The organism is Luteimonas sp. A649 (assembly GCF_054072735.1).
On record NZ_JBSVRQ010000001.1, the window covers coordinates 942,351 to 957,003 of the forward strand.

A 14,653-nucleotide genomic window follows, 5' to 3' on the forward strand; every position below is an offset into this window, starting at 1 on the left:
GCATGGGCTTTTACCAGCATCCCAGCGCGATCGTCGACGAAGGCGCTCAGATTGGCGAAGGTTCCCGTGTGTGGCATTTCGCGCACATCTGCGCGGGCGCCAGGATCGGTCAGGGCGTATCGCTGGGACAGAACGTGTTTGTCGGCAACAAGGTCACCATTGCGGACAAGTGCAAGATCCAGAACAACGTGTCGGTCTACGACAACGTGCATCTGGAGGAGGGCGTGTTCTGTGGTCCCAGCATGGTGTTCACCAACGTCTACAACCCGCGGTCACTTATCGAACGCAAGGACGAGTACCGCGACACGCTGGTGAAGAAAGGGGCCACCCTGGGCGCGAACTGCACGATCATTTGCGGCGTCACCATCGGGGAGTATGCCTTCGTGGGGGCCGGCGCAGTGGTCAACAAGGACGTCCCCGCCTATGCATTGATGGTGGGGGTTCCCGCACGCCAGATCGGCTGGATGAGCGAGTTCGGCGAGCAGCTCGATCTGCCTCTGTCGGGGGACGGCGAAGCGGTCTGTAGCCACACGGGCGGCCGCTACCATCTGCGAGGCGGCCAATTGATGAGACAGGAGGCCGCTTGATGGACTTCATCGACCTCAAGTCGCAGCAGGCTCGGATCAAGGACCAGATCGACGCCGGCATAGCCCGCGTGCTGGCCCATGGCCAGTACATCCTCGGCCCAGAAGTGGCGGAACTGGAAGAGAAGCTGGCCGCCTACACCGGCGCGAAGTACTGCATCGGCGTCGCCAACGGGACCGACGCGCTGCAGATCGCCCTCATGGCCCTTGGCGTCGGGCCGGGGGATGAAGTAATTACCCCGGGCTTCACCTATATCGCCACGGCCGAGGCGGCCGCAGTGCTGGGCGCCAGGCCGGTTTATGTGGACATCGACCCGCGGACGTACAACCTCGACCCAGCATTGCTGGAAGCGGCGATCACGCCGCGCACCAAGGCCATCATTCCGGTGTCCCTCTATGGACAGTGCGCCGATTACGATGCGATCAATGCCATTGCCGCCAAGCATGGCCTGCCCGTGATCGAGGATGCCGCGCAGAGTTTCGGTGCGACCTACAAGGGCCGCAAGAGTTGCAACCTGACCACGATCGCCACTACCAGCTTCTTTCCCAGCAAGCCGCTGGGCTGCTACGGCGACGGCGGCGCGGTCTTCACCAGCGACGACGAACTGGCGAAAATCATGCGGCAGGTCGCGAGGCATGGCCAGGAAAAGCGCTATCACCACGTTCGCGTTGGCATGAACAGCCGCCTGGATACGCTGCAGGCGGCGATCCTGCTGCCCAAGCTGGAGATCCTGGATGATGAACTAGCAGCGCGCCAACGCGTGGCGGACGAGTATGCGCGAATGCTGTGCGAAGCCGGTATCGAGACGCCGCATGTCGCGCCGAGCAACACCAGCGCGTGGGCGCAGTTCACCGTGCGGGTAAGGGATAGGCCGAACGTGAAGCAGAGGTTGCAGGATGCCGGCATTCCCACTGCCATCCATTATCCGCTTCCGTTGAACAAGCAGCCCGCGGTAACGGACGACTCGGTCAAGCTTCCGCATGGGGACCTGGCGGCAGAGCAGGTGATCAGCTTGCCGATGCATCCATACCTTGCTGCAGCCGACCTGGCCAGGATCGCCAGGGCCATCGCCTAGGCCTTGGAATGTCGCCGAGTTCTGCATTGAAAGCCATCCGGGCCAAGTTGGGTGCACGGCATGGGTTCGTGCACTCAGTTGGAACTCTGGTCGGAGGGACGGCATTCGCCCAAGCGCTTGCATTACTGGCATTGCCGATCCTGACGAGGCTTTACACGCCGGCCGAGTTTAGTGTGCTGGCGGTCTATGCGTCATTGCTGGCGATTCTGACCGTCGTGGCCTGCCTGCGGCTGGAAATCGCGATCCCGATACCGGCCCGCGATGAGGCTGCTGCCAGCCTGTTGGTGGTGGCGCTTTGCAGTTCGTTCGGCTTTGCGCTCATCGTGGTGCTGGCGCTTGCCTGCTTCCCGGGATGGATCGCCGGCCGCCTCGGGGTGCCCGCGTTCGCGCCCTACCTGTGGATGGTGCCGCTCGGGGTCTGGATTGCGAGTTCCTATGCAGCGGTCCAGTACTGGTCGACGCGGAAGAAAAAGTTCACACGCATCGCGCGCACGCGCATGGTGCAGGCGCTTGGCGGCGTGGGGACGCAGGCTGGGGCAGGCTGGCTGGGTGCAGGACCGTTCGGATTGTTGTTGGGCCACATGATCAGCGGAGGTGCCGGTCTGTTCGGTCTGGCGCGCGATGCTTGGCGCGAGGACCGCACGGCTTTGCGGTCGGTCACGCGCGCGTCTATGACCACCGCATTGCGTGAATACTCGCGGTTCCCCAAATACTCCGCGCTGGAGGCGCTTGCCAACACGGCGGGCAGCCAGTTGCCAGTCATCATCATCGCCGCCTTGGCGATCGGGCCGGAAGCCGGTTATCTGATGCTGGCGACCAGGGTGATGGCGGCTCCGATGGCGCTCATCGGGGCATCGGTTGCACAGGTGTACCTTTCACGGGCCCCTGAGGAATTGCGGCAGGGATCGCTTCCAGCATTCACCGCACGCATTTTCGGTGGATTGGTGAAGACGGGTGTCGGGCCGCTCCTGTTTGCGGGTATCGTCGCGTCTCCGGTATTCGCACTGGTCTTCGGCGAAGAATGGCGAAGGGCCGGAGATTTGCTTGCCTGGATGACCCCATGGTCTGTACTGCAGTTCCTGTCGTCCCCGGTTTCGATGGTGATGCATGTGCGAATGCAGCAGGCAAGAATGCTGCTCCTCGCAATATTCGGCCTTGTCCTGCGTGTTGGCGTAATTCTGCTCGTGGTGAAGTTCACGCCGGATCACATAGTTGAAAGCTACGCTGTCTCGGCGGCGGCTTACTATCTGGTCTTGAGCGTCGTGTTCTACAAGCTATCCGGCTGCGGAGTGCGATCGTTGCTACAACAAGCCCGTAAGACTCTCGTCACCTTGGTCGGATGGGTTGGCTTTGGAGTATTGGTGCGGCTAGGCATGGAGTGGGTTGATTATGCAAAATGAAGTCATCGGCAAGCATCGTCTGGAGGCAACGCAATCCATCTTGCGTCGCATTGTGACGTCGGAATCCAATGTTGTGGAGGTGGGTTCAAATGACGCTTCCTTCAGAAACGACTTCTCCGCGCGGAGTTGGACGACGGTGGACAAATTTGGCGAACCCGACATACGAATCGATATCAACGACCCCCAGGTGCGTCTCCCGTTCGATGACGAAAGCTGCGATGTCGTTATCTGCACAGAAGTACTGGAGCACCTGACCATGGGCGGTCCATTCGTCAGAGAGATGGCGCGTGTGCTCAAGCCGACCGGAGCGGCGGTGATCAGCGTACCTAACATCGCTTCGCTGAAGTCGCGGTTCAAGGTCTTGCTTGGTGGTCTGCCGAACATGGCGGCATCCGGTGATTGCGGGCCGCCGCTCGGCGGGTCGGGTGTTCTTTCGGAAGACGGCAATTGGGTCGCAGGCCACGTTGTCGATTTCAACCGTTCGCGCTTGCGTGGTTATTTGCAGAGAGCGGGGTTCCGCAGTTTCACGTGGCATGTAGTGCCAGTCAGGTTTTCATTGGCTGGTTTCAATTTCGCTTTGCCTCAGTGGCTTCTGTCGGCATCGGTCTCTGATTTCCTTTTAATAGAGGCGAGAGCGGAAGAGGCCTGAAGATCGTCACGATAGTCCGCGCAAGGCCGTAGTCATCAAGGCCGTTGCCGTCTCTCGGGCAATCCGCGTTCATGAAGGTGTGGCGGATGTCATCGTGCATTGTGGGAAGAAACGCGACGCCAATATGCCAGAAGTGCGCAAAGTCCAGGCGCAAGACGTTACGAGAGCAATGTGTTGCGCTTGGATCTTGAGCCTGCCCGCTCAGCTCAGGCGAAGGTCATTCCACACGGATTGCGACTGATTCCAGAAGCGATCTAAGTATCAACTGCAACCATATATGGCGTTATGCCTGCTCTGATTGGGCAGTTGGTAGGTGGTCGTCTCGGCACTTCAAGCGGTAAAAGTATCTGTTTCCACTATGAATCAACCAAGAATCTGCATCGTTACATTTGCTTGGCCGCCGCGCAACTCGATCGCGGCTCACAGGCCGTATAGTTGGGCAAAATACTGGAGTTTGGCCGGCGCCGACGTTCTGGTCGTTACGGCGCGAAAGTATGCATACGATGCTCCACTTGATTTGCAGTTGCCTGACTTGCCAGGGGTTCAGGTAATCGAAATTGATTATGCTTCCAAGGCCAAGAGGGTGGGTGGGTGGCTCCTTGGCGGGTGGTTGCGGCCGTTAGCCAAAAAGGCTCTTAGATCGATTTTTGCGCGAGGCGTCAATGCAGGGAGTCCACGAGAGGGGTGGGTAGCGGCTTGTGCCCCATACATTGCTGAGTGGGCAGACCGAAGCGACTTCGTCGTAAGTACATATGATCCGCGCGGCGTGCATCAGATAGCCGCAGCCATGAAGGCGAAGTGCCCCCGGTTGATGTGGATCGCTGACTATCGCGACTTGTGGAGCTTCAACCATGCCGTTCATTGGTCGGAGGCGCAGCGCCACGCTGAGCGTGATGTTGAGCTGGCCACGGTGGGCGAGCATGCTGATTTCATCACTAGCGTCTCGGATGAGCTTGCCGAGCAGCAGGGGGCCTGGCTTCAGAAGCCATATGCCACGATCACGAATGGCTTTGACGTAGATCCTGACGCGCTGCGCGCCACGCTCAAGCGAAGTCTTGCTCAGCCGACCCTGCCGCTGCGAATCGTCTACACAGGCAAAATCTACCCTGGACTTCAGGATATCTCGCCCCTTCTAGATACGATTGTCGACCTAGAAAGCGCTGGTGACATACCTCGAGGTGTCATTGAAGTTCACGTGTACGGGGGGCAAACAGACGGCCTTGACTCAGTTCGGCGGACCGAACGATTTCGTCATCTTCTTCGAGTTCACGGTCATGTAAGGCGGGACGAAGCATTGGCTGCACAGTCAGGTGCAGATCTCTTGCTTCTGATGGAAAGCCCGCTGCCACAAGCCTCGGGCGTTTTGACAGGCAAGGTGTTTGAGTATATTTCGACCGGCGTGCCCATTCTCAGTCTCGGGAGTCGTCGTTCTTCTGCAATTGGTGCGCTACTGAGAGAGACTCGTACGGGCATTTGCACCGAAGACTCACGTGAGACAATTTCTGTTGCATTGAAAGCGCGCTTGGCTGGCGAAGACTTGGCCTGGTTCTCGCCGTCAGAAGCTGCGATCTTGACGTACACGCGAGAACGGCAGGCCATGGCTCTGTATGACGTGATGCTTGCTGGATCCCGGCGCAAAGATTGGGATCACAAATGAAGCATTTGCTCGTTGTCGCCCTTGTGCTGACATACATTGCCCTCTCTGCATTCCTGGAGGTGGATGACAGTCAGCGTGTAGTGATTTCGGACTTGGTTCTTGTTGGGTTGATGTGCATTGCTGCCTTCAATGCAATCGCAACGAAACGGTTGCTGCTCCCAAGAGTCCATTTAGCGGCTTTTCCGATGGTCGTGGTGTTCTTGTTGGCGACCGTTCTTGCAGTTAACAAAGATCGGGCATTGATGGAGTTGGTTGTCCTGGTCTTTTGCTTGGTTGGGTCGATCGTGATTGTGAACCTGTTGGCGGGATTGCCGGAGGGATGGCTGAGTCGACTCCTGCGATGGTATGTGCTCGTCATTGGTGCACTTGCCTTGGTTTGCGTGACCGATTTTCTGCTATTGCCGGGCTTAATATCGAGCAGAAGTCTAGGCGGTTTACAGGGCCCCTTCAGAAACACGGGGCAGGCAGGGGCGTACTTTGGCCTGCATGTGTTTGTAATCACAGCACTGATAATGTCCGGAATCGTTCCGCGCAGGTTTCTGTACGTGGCGTCCGGCATTGTGACTTTCTTAGCGCTCGTTTTCACGCTAAAGCGCGCCTCTATTCTGGCATTTGCTGTAGGAGTAGTTGTACTAGTCCTGGTTCTGCTTTTTGGCTCGGCCTCGCGACGTGACAAAAGGGCCGCGATCAGTTTTGTCGTTGCCAGTGCGCTTATCGGGACTATCGGCCTTGCGCTCTTTCAGTGGGCGCTGGGTGAGGTCTCAGGTTTAAGATGGCGACTTGAGACAAAGTTCGCAATGTCGGCTCTAGACTCTTTCCAAGATGGTTTTTTGGCGGAGAATATTCAATCAACGATGTCAGCGTTCTCTGATTCCCCTATTATTGGGGTTGGGCTTGACAATGTTAGAGATGTTTATCAGAGCCATGAGATTCATTCGACATACTTAGCCATTGCCGCTTATGGCGGCGCATCGGGGGTTGTTGCTTATAGCTGGTTTATGGTGTCATTTCTAATGGGGATGTATAGGGAATCAAAGTTCCATCTTTCGAATATGTGGGCAAGGCTCCTCTATCTTCTCCTTCCGCTGACTATTGGCTTGATGGTGGGGTGGGGCTATACGTACCATCTCAGAAAGCGCGAGTTCTGGCTGATGGTGGCATTTGTTGCGTTGGCGATCAGGATGAGTCAGAAGCAACGGAATCCATTTCGAGATTCAGTGGAGGCGGATGCAGCCCATGAAGTGCGGGAGGCGGAGGGTGCTCGGGGTCTCATTGATGGACATGCCGATTCACACTACTGATCTTTTGTTTTGCCGACTAGGAGGCTTGGTCGGCCGGCATCATGATTTTGTGTATGCAGCGATGGGCTGCGGGTGCTTACTTTTACTTTCTACGGGATTGGTCGCCAAACCTGCTATACAACATGAATTTTGTTGACTGGAGAGTGCGCCTGTGAGTGGCGTGAAAGATTTAGGTCTCCAATATGCGCCCTACTGGCTTCAGGATGCTGCTGTTGGTTGGTACAACACTCGCCTCTATCGTCAACGCCACGCGGGTCGCTATGGAGAGATGCGAAAGTACTTCTCGCATTGGGAGCGTGCGTCTGCAGGGGACTTGGTCGTTGAGTCCAACAAGCGATTGGATGGATTTTTGGCTCACGCGCGCACCAATTCAGCTTGGTACTCGGGGGCAGGGGGAGGTCTTTCGGAGTTTCCGCTACTTGAAAAGGTCAGCTTGCTCCAAGAGCTGCCTCGGATCTTAACGATCTCGGAGCGGGAAGGGCTGGTCAGCCTAACCGGAGGTACGACTGGCGCTTCAATGAAGGTGATCTACACGCATGAAGACATGCAAGAGCGGTTCGCGCTGCTTGATCACTTCCGGGAATCGCACGGGTACCGTCTAGGTGAGAAGGCGGCGTGGTTCAGCGGGAAATCACTTGCCACGCAGCGCGATGTTGATAACGGTCGATGCTATCGTGATGATCGACGCAACAACATTCGATTTTTCTCTACCTTCCTGATCAATCAGCGCAATTTCGATAGTTACTGGAGTGCGCTTCAAGCGTTCCGGCCTCGCTTCATCGTGGGCTTTCCGTCCAGCGTTCTCGATATCGCAATGGTCGCGCGCGAGCGGGGCCTTGTTGCTGATTGGAAGGTTGAAGTCATGTTTCCAACTGCGGAAACTGTTCTGCCCATCCATCGCGAGGTCATTGGTGAGGTGTTCGGCTGCCGGTTGGTCGATCAGTATGCTTCTTCGGAAGGGGCACCATTCATCCTGGAATGCGCAAAAGGCCGCCTGCATATCCATCCATTAACTGGTGTGTTCGAGGTGCTGGACGGCAGCGGCAACGCTGCGCGCGAAGGAGAGATGGTGGTGACATCGTTTACCACGCACGGCACACCGCTTGTGCGCTACCGCGTGGGCGACAGGTTGCGGCTTGCTTCACGCGATGACAGTTGCGATTGCGGTTGGAATTTTCCTCTCGTGGACTGGATTGATGGGCGGACAAGCGACTTTGTCTACTCGCGCGAGACGGGACGCATCAATCTTGGCAACTTGAGCAACTGCACAAAGGATGTGGATGGGATCCTCAGTTTTCAGGTCGTGCAGGACGTCGAGGATGAGATCACGGTCCGGGTAGTCGGCGACAGGCGTTTTGATTCGAATCAAGCGGATAGATTCCTGGAGGCACTACGTCAACGAACGGGGCAGGGGATGCGCATTCGACTTGAACAGGTCGACGAGATCCCACGCGAGCGAAGCGGCAAATTTCGCTTTGTAAAGAACAGCATCGCGTCGCGGGTGGGTTGATGCAGCCGGACTCAATCGGGATCAATCGGGCTTTGGTCGTCGCGAGCTATCCGGATTCTATCCTCAAGTTCCGAGGTCCTTTGTTGGAGGCGATGGTGGCTGCCGGCTGGGACGTGCACATTGCGGCGCCGGGCGTCGATTCCATGCCTGGACCGCGTGAAGCGCTCGCGTCGATGGGCGTTGCCTTGCATGAAATTCCACTGAGCCGCACTGGAACAAATCCAGTCGCGGATATCGGGCTGGTTCTTGCGCTCCGAGAGCTGATGCGGGAGCTGCGGCCCACGGTGGTGCTGCCGTACACGATCAAACCGGTGATCTACGGCACCATCGCAGCCTGGATGGCAGGAGTGCCCAGGCGCTTCGCACTTGTGACCGGACTCGGTTATGCGTTCACGGGCAATCGCCAGGGCATCGTCAAGCGGGTGGTCAGCGGGCTGTACCGGTTCGCACTCGGCCGCACCCACAAGGTGTTCTTCCAGAATCCCGACGATGAGCGCTTGTTCCGTGATCTTGGTATCGCGCCTCCTGGGATTCCCTCAGTGGTCGTCAACGGTTCTGGCGTGGACGTCGGGGCGTTCCCGGTCACGCCGCTGCCTGACAGTTTCCCCGTCTTCCTGTTGATCGGCCGACTGTTGGGCGACAAGGGTGTGCGTGAGTTTGCCGAGGCGGCGCGGAGGGTCAAGGCCTTGCACCCCGAGGTTCGATTCCACGCCGTGGGCTGGATCGACAGCAACCCGGATGCCATTGACCAGTCGGAACTGGATGAATGGGTCGCCAACGGCACCCTTGAGTTCCTCGGCAAGCTGGACGACGTGCGCCCGGCCATCGCAGCCAGCACGGTCTACGTGCTTCCCTCGTACCGGGAGGGCACGCCACGTACGGTCCTAGAAGCCATGGCCATGGGCCGCCCCATCATCACCACTGACGCCCCGGGTTGTCGCGAGACGGTCATCGACGGCGACAATGGTTTCCTGGTCCCGGTGCAGTCGGTAGATGCACTGGTGGAAGCCATGCTGAAGTTCATCGAAGACCCGACGCTCGCCCATCGCATGGGACGACGCTCACGGCAGATTGCAGAGGACAAGTACGACGTGCACAAGGTCAATGCAGTGATGCTGCGGGAGATGGGAATTACGGTAGCTCCGGAAGCCCGGCGGGGTGTGGCATGAAGGTCGGGAACTTGGACATCCAGGTTTTGGTAGACCACGTGCGAGGCCAGTACGGTGAAGGCTTCATTCCGCTGCACCGTCCCGTCTTCGAAGGCAGCGAGAAGCAGTACCTCGTCGACTGCATCGACTCGAACTTCGTCTCCTCCGTGGGCGCGAAGGTCGTGGAGTTCGAACAGCACATCGCGTCATTCACCGGCGCGAAGTTTGCCGTCGCCACGGTCAACGGCACCGCTGCCTTGCATGTCGCCATGCAGCTGGCGGGTGTCCAGCGCGACGAAGAAGTCATCACCCAGGCCCTGACCTTCATCGCCACCTGCAACGCGCTCAGCTACGCCGGCGCCCATCCCGTCTTCGTGGACGTGGACCGCGACACCCAGGGACTGAGCCCCGAGGCCCTGCGCCGCTGGCTCTCCGAACACGCAGAGCAGCGCGCCGGCCAGGCCTGGAACCGCAGCACCGGCCGCCGCATCGCCGCGTGTGTGCCCATGCACACCTTCGGCATCCCGCTGCGTATCGTCGAAATCGCCGCCATCTGCGCTGAGTGGGGCATCCCCTTGGTGGAAGACGCCGCCGAGTCCCTCGGCAGCTACATGGGCGACCGCCACACCGGCACCTTCGGCCAGTCGGCCACGCTCAGCTTTAACGGCAACAAGGTCATCACCACCGGTGGCGGCGGGATGATCATCACTGATGACGAGGCGCTGGCGAAACGTGCCAAGCACCTCACCACCACCGCCAAGGTCCCGCACCCCTACGAGTTCGTCCACGACGAGATCGGCTACAACTATCGCCTGCCCAACCTCAACGCGGCCCTGGGTTGTGCGCAGATGGAACTGCTGCCGAAGATGCTGCAGATCAAGAGCGAGGTGGCGCAAGGCTACCGCGAGTTCTTCGCCGATACCGATATCCGCTTCGTCGACCCCGTGCCGGGCACCACGGCCAACTACTGGTTGAATGCCATCGTGCTCGGATCGGAGGAGGAGCGCGACGCCTTCCTGCAGTACACCAACAGCCGCGACGTGATGACCCGCCCGGTCTGGCGGCTGATGTCGCGCCTGCCTATGTTCCAGCACTGCCAGCACGACGGGCTGGAGAACTCCCGTTGGCTGGAAGCGCGGGTGGTGAACCTGCCGTCCAGCGTTCCTGAAAGCGAATTCCCGAGGTTGTGTGCTTGAACATTCTTGAATTGATCGGCCGCACCGCGCCGCTCTTCGACACTGACATCCAGCACCACGAAACCGAGCTTTCCGGCCTGGTGCAGTCCAGCCGCTTCCTCGTGATCGGCGGCGCCGGCTCCATCGGTCAGGCCGTCACGCGCGAGATCTTCAAGCGCAAGCCGCGGGCGCTGCACGTGGTCGACATCAGCGAAAACAACATGGTCGAGCTGGTGCGGGACATCCGCAGCACGCTGGGCTACATCGACGGCGATTTCCGCACTTTCGCCATCGACTGCGGCAGCCGTGAGTTCGCCGCGCTGATGGCGGCCGGGCAGGGCTACGACTACGTGCTCAACCTCTCCGCGCTCAAGCACGTGCGCAGCGAGAAGGACCCGTTCACCCTGATGCGGCTGATCGAGGTGAACGTGCTCAACACCATCAGCACCATCGCCCAGGCGAAGGCGGGCGGGGCGCGCAAGTACTTCTGTGTGTCCACCGACAAGGCCGCCAACCCGGTGAACATGATGGGCGCCAGCAAGCGGATCATGGAGATGTTCCTGATGCGCGCCAGCTTGGAGCTGCCGATCTCCACGGCGCGGTTTGCGAACGTGGCGTTTTCCGACGGCTCGCTGCTGCACGGGTTCAACCAGCGGTTTGCCAAGCGGCAGCCGATTTCGGCGCCCAATGACGTGCGGCGCTACTTTGTGACGCCGCAGGAGTCGGGCGAGCTGTGCCTGAGCTCGTGCCTGTTGGGCGGCAACCGGGACATCTTCTTCCCGAAGCTGAGCGAGGAGTTGGACCTGACCCGGTTCTCGGACATCGCTGTGCGCTACCTGCAGTCGCTGGGCTTCGAGCCCTACGAGTGCGCGAGCGAGGACGAGGCGCGCGACCGGGCGGACGAGCTGATCGCCGCTAAGCGCTGGCCGGTGTACTTCTTTGCCAGCGACACCACGGGCGAGAAGGACTTCGAAGAGTTCTTCACCGATGCCGAGACGTTGGACATGGAGCGCTTCGAGAACATTGGCGTGATCCTCAACGTGCCGGAGTTCGATGACGAGCGTTTGGAGTATTTCCTGACCACGATCGAGGCGATCCGCGGGGGCAAGACCTGGGACAAGCCCGAAATCGTCGACCTCTTCAACCACATGATCCCGGACTTTGCCCACAAGGAAACGGGCAAGTATCTCGACGGCAGGATGTGACATGCAGCGATTGCTCGACATTGTGTTTTCTGGCCTGGCCCTGCTGGTGCTTTCCCCCCTGCTGGTGCCGATCGCCATCGCCCTGCGCCTGACCGGCGAAGGCGAAGTGTTCTACGTGCAGCAACGCATCGGCCTCGGCGGCCGCATGTTCGGCCTGTACAAGTTCGCCACCATGCTGAAGAACAGCCCGAGCCTTGGCACCGGCACCGTGACTGTGAAGCACGACCCGCGCGTGCTGCCGCTGGGTCGCTGGCTGCGCAAGACCAAGATCAACGAACTGCCGCAGCTGCTGAACATCTTCAAGGGCGACATGAGCATCATCGGCCCGCGCCCGCAGACGCAGCGCTGCTTCGACGCCTTCCCGGCGCGGTCGCAGGCCGAGATCGTGAAGGTGCGCCCGGGGCTGTCCGGCATCGGCTCCATCGTCTTCCGCGACGAGGAGGACCTGATGCATGCCAGCGCCGAACCCGAGCGTTTCTACGACGACGTGATCATGCCGTACAAGGGCGCGCTGGAAGAGTGGTACGTCGCCAACCAGGGCTTGTGGACCTACTTGTGCAGCATCGCCGTAACGGCGTGGGTGGTGCTGGTACCTGGTTCCGGGATTGCTTGGCGGGTGTTCCATGAATTGCCGGAACCGCCCGCAGAACTGGTGGCTGCGGGTGGGGCAGTGGGCGCGGTGGAAGCTTCGCCGCAATGAGCCCGGCCGAGCGCTACCGACAGGTTGCGCGGCTGCATGTGCGATGCCTGGATCAGGGCTTCCTGGCGACCTTGGGCGAAGGGTTTCTCGCATTGATGTACGAGGCGATCGACGGCGCCGACGAAGCCACGCTGCTGGTTGAGGAAGACGGCGGGCAGGTGCAGGGCTTTGTCACCGGTGGCACCGGCATGGGCGCCATCTACAAGCGGATGCTGCGCAGCCCTGTGCGGCTCGCGCTGGCGATCGCCCCTGCACTCGTCCGTCCCTCCAAGGTGCGACGCATCCTCGAGATCCTGCGCTACTCCGGCGCTGGCGTGCTGCCCGGAGGCCTGCCGGAGGCCGAGCTGCTGAGCATCGCGGTGGCGCCCGAATGGCGTGGGAAAGCGGTTGCCGATCGGCTGTATGGCCGGCTGGTGGAGGATTTCCGGAACCGTCAGGTCGATGCGTTCCGCATCACGGTAGGTGAGGCCCTGGCACCCGCGCATCGGTTCTACCGGCGTATGGGCGCGGAAGTGGCGGGCCAGGTTGAAGTTCACGGCGGCCAGCCGTCGAAAGTCTATGTCCATCGGGTCTGATGCCACGGGTGGGCTCGGCTGATGGGTGCATCCGATCTGTTGCTTGGCGCAATGGCCCTGGCTGTTGGGCTACTGCTGGCGTGGCGTAGCGGCCCCGTCGCGCGCTTGCTCTTGTTCGGGTCCGCGATGGCGGTATCGGCGCTGCTGTTCCTGCCGGGCGAGCAGATCACGGGGTTCCTCGGGAAGGATGGAGTCGGCGCCTTGCGGCAGATGGCTGCCAGTACGCCGTGGGACGTGTCCGAATGGACGCACTTCGTGATCTTCGTCTGGCTGGGGTTGCTGGTGTGGCTGTGCCGCCGGGACCTTCGCGGTTGGCAGGCTTGGGGATTGGTCGCGGTGCTTGCGGTTTCAGCCGAACTTGCACAGGGGTTGGCGCCAGGCAGGGAGCCCCGGCTCGACGATGTGCTGCTGAATATTGCTGGGGGAATGGCCGGCTTGTTGATTGGCCTGGTGATCATTGCGCTGTGTGGCGTCCGGCAGCGAAGGCGGATCTGAGCGACGCACGGCGCGGCGATCCTGGCTATGGGGCGCACCTGGATCGCGACAACGATGGGGTTGGTGCGAGCCGTACCGGGGAAGGTAGTCGAGATCTCTGGTGGAACGATTCGTGACGATTTCGTTACTTCGTTCCATGCGTTGGGACTCCATGTTCTTGGGCGTGACTCACACAACACAGGAGCTCCACTCATGAACAAGACCCACCTTCTTGCCGGTACCGTCCTCGCCGCCGCCCTCGGCGCGCTGTCCTTTGGTGCACAGGCCGCGGAGCCCGTCGGCTTCTATGCCGGCGCCGGCGTCGGCCAGTCGATGATCGACGAGGGCGTGCTGGACGAAGAGGAGACCGGCTTCCAGGTCTACGGTGGCTACCAGCTGCACCCGAATTGGGGCTTCGAACTGGCTTACACCGACTTCGGCAAGATCGAGTACGGCAACGTGGCCTCGCTGGAAGCCGACACGGTGTCCCTGGTCGCGGTCGGCACGCTGCCCTTCACCGAGAACTTCTCGGGCTACGCGAAGGCTGGCGTGCACAGCTGGGACGCGGACGCCCGCGCGGCCGGCATAGGCAGCGCCTCCGACGACGGTATGGATCCGACCTACGGCCTTGGTCTGCAGTACCGCTTCACCGATACCTTCGCGCTGCGCGGCGAGTACAGCCGCTTCGAGATGGACGACGTGGACGTGGACCTGGCACAGGTGCAGGTGCGCTTCGATTTCTGATCCCCACGGGGCATCGCTGCAGGAAAACAGGCCGGGAATTCCCGGCCTGTTTGATTCTGGGCGCCGAGGTGGAAACACGCCCTCGAGAGCGATCTCCATGTGCTAGTCGGCATTGGTCTAGGCGAAGAGCGATTGACGCGCATGGCTGATCTGGTCAATTCACGACCATCGCATCCATCCAGATCGGATAGATCGCCGAGTACGGGACGGGCGTCGTGTAATGCGACATTGGGTCATTGATGTGGAGAAACGCTTCGACCCCCCAGGGTCCTGCTTCAAAATGCATGCCGACGAGCAGGACGACGTGCGTCGTCGACAGACCCGTTGCCAACTGCAGTAGCACCGGCCTCTGTGATAGCAACGTGTGATAGAGCGCCATCGGGTGAGACCAATGCGCATTGGCGCGGTGTGCCGTTGGGTCCAACGCGCCAATGAATGACCTGTTGGGCCACTGC

Annotated in this window: 16 protein-coding genes; 15 read left to right on the forward strand and 1 reads right to left on the reverse strand. The window is 60.2% G+C overall.

Annotation, left to right across the window (positions count from 1 at the left end):
• Positions 1–2: 2 nt before the first annotated feature.
• The 15 genes from wbpD to ACW5E8_RS04540 all read left to right on the forward strand — a co-directional run bounded on the left by wbpD (position 3) and on the right by ACW5E8_RS04540 (position 14,198).
• Positions 3–587: a UDP-2-acetamido-3-amino-2,3-dideoxy-D-glucuronate N-acetyltransferase gene (gene wbpD / locus ACW5E8_RS04470; protein WP_456964276.1), complete on the forward strand. Its 585-nt coding sequence runs from the start codon at positions 3–5 to the stop codon at positions 585–587.
• Entirely contained in the window at positions 587–1,660 is a 1,074-nt protein-coding gene (locus ACW5E8_RS04475) for a DegT/DnrJ/EryC1/StrS family aminotransferase (protein ID WP_456964277.1), read from the forward strand. Before wbpD ends, ACW5E8_RS04475 begins: the two co-directional genes overlap by 1 nt.
• 26 nt (positions 1,661–1,686) lie before the next feature.
• On the forward strand, positions 1,687–3,060 hold the full coding sequence (locus ACW5E8_RS04480; protein ID WP_456964278.1) for a lipopolysaccharide biosynthesis protein: 1,374 nt from the start codon (positions 1,687–1,689) through the stop codon (positions 3,058–3,060).
• On the forward strand, positions 3,050–3,709 hold the full coding sequence (locus ACW5E8_RS04485) for a methyltransferase domain-containing protein (RefSeq protein ID WP_456964279.1): 660 nt from the start codon (positions 3,050–3,052) through the stop codon (positions 3,707–3,709). The genes ACW5E8_RS04480 and ACW5E8_RS04485 overlap by 11 nt, the downstream gene beginning before the upstream one ends.
• A 787-nt stretch (positions 3,710–4,496) precedes the next feature.
• Entirely contained in the window at positions 4,497–5,366 is an 870-nt protein-coding gene (locus ACW5E8_RS04490) for a hypothetical protein (RefSeq protein ID WP_456964280.1), read from the forward strand.
• On the forward strand, positions 5,363–6,667 hold the full coding sequence (locus ACW5E8_RS04495; RefSeq protein WP_456964281.1) for an O-antigen ligase family protein: 1,305 nt from the start codon (positions 5,363–5,365) through the stop codon (positions 6,665–6,667). The genes ACW5E8_RS04490 and ACW5E8_RS04495 overlap by 4 nt, the downstream gene beginning before the upstream one ends.
• Before the next feature lie 151 nt (positions 6,668–6,818).
• Positions 6,819–8,177, forward strand: a complete 1,359-nt coding sequence (locus ACW5E8_RS04500; protein WP_456964282.1) for a phenylacetate--CoA ligase family protein — start codon at positions 6,819–6,821, stop codon at positions 8,175–8,177.
• Positions 8,177–9,346, forward strand: coding sequence for a glycosyltransferase family 4 protein (locus ACW5E8_RS04505; RefSeq protein WP_456964283.1), 1,170 nt, complete (start codon positions 8,177–8,179; stop codon positions 9,344–9,346). The genes ACW5E8_RS04500 and ACW5E8_RS04505 overlap by 1 nt, the downstream gene beginning before the upstream one ends.
• Positions 9,343–10,521: a LegC family aminotransferase gene (locus tag ACW5E8_RS04510; protein ID WP_456964284.1), complete on the forward strand. Its 1,179-nt coding sequence runs from the start codon at positions 9,343–9,345 to the stop codon at positions 10,519–10,521. Before ACW5E8_RS04505 ends, ACW5E8_RS04510 begins: the two co-directional genes overlap by 4 nt.
• Positions 10,512–11,705: a UDP-N-acetylglucosamine 4,6-dehydratase gene (locus ACW5E8_RS04515; RefSeq protein ID WP_456964285.1), complete on the forward strand. Its 1,194-nt coding sequence runs from the start codon at positions 10,512–10,514 to the stop codon at positions 11,703–11,705. Before ACW5E8_RS04510 ends, ACW5E8_RS04515 begins: the two co-directional genes overlap by 10 nt.
• A 1-nt stretch (position 11,706) precedes the next feature.
• Positions 11,707–12,405, forward strand: coding sequence for a sugar transferase (locus ACW5E8_RS04520; RefSeq protein WP_456964286.1), 699 nt, complete (start codon positions 11,707–11,709; stop codon positions 12,403–12,405).
• Positions 12,402–12,980: a GNAT family N-acetyltransferase gene (locus ACW5E8_RS04525; protein WP_456964287.1), complete on the forward strand. Its 579-nt coding sequence runs from the start codon at positions 12,402–12,404 to the stop codon at positions 12,978–12,980. The genes ACW5E8_RS04520 and ACW5E8_RS04525 overlap by 4 nt, the downstream gene beginning before the upstream one ends.
• A 21-nt stretch (positions 12,981–13,001) precedes the next feature.
• The gene (locus tag ACW5E8_RS04530; RefSeq protein ID WP_456964288.1) at positions 13,002–13,475 is read left to right on the forward strand and encodes a VanZ family protein; all 474 of its coding nucleotides are present in this window, start codon (positions 13,002–13,004) and stop codon (positions 13,473–13,475) included.
• Positions 13,445–13,591 (forward strand): excalibur calcium-binding domain-containing protein, encoded by a 147-nt coding sequence (locus ACW5E8_RS04535; RefSeq protein ID WP_456964289.1) that lies wholly within the window; start codon positions 13,445–13,447, stop codon positions 13,589–13,591. Before ACW5E8_RS04530 ends, ACW5E8_RS04535 begins: the two co-directional genes overlap by 31 nt.
• Positions 13,592–13,667: 76 nt before the next feature.
• Positions 13,668–14,198 carry an outer membrane beta-barrel protein gene (locus ACW5E8_RS04540; protein WP_456964290.1) on the forward strand — a complete coding sequence of 177 codons (531 nt, stop codon included), beginning with the start codon at positions 13,668–13,670 and terminating at the stop codon, positions 14,196–14,198.
• 154 nt (positions 14,199–14,352) lie between these two features.
• Here ACW5E8_RS04540 and ACW5E8_RS04545 read toward each other — a convergent pair whose 3' ends face one another.
• On the reverse strand, positions 14,353–14,577 hold the full coding sequence (locus tag ACW5E8_RS04545; RefSeq protein WP_456964291.1) for a hypothetical protein: 225 nt from the start codon (positions 14,575–14,577) through the stop codon (positions 14,353–14,355).
• Between the last annotated feature and the right edge of the window lie 76 nt (positions 14,578–14,653).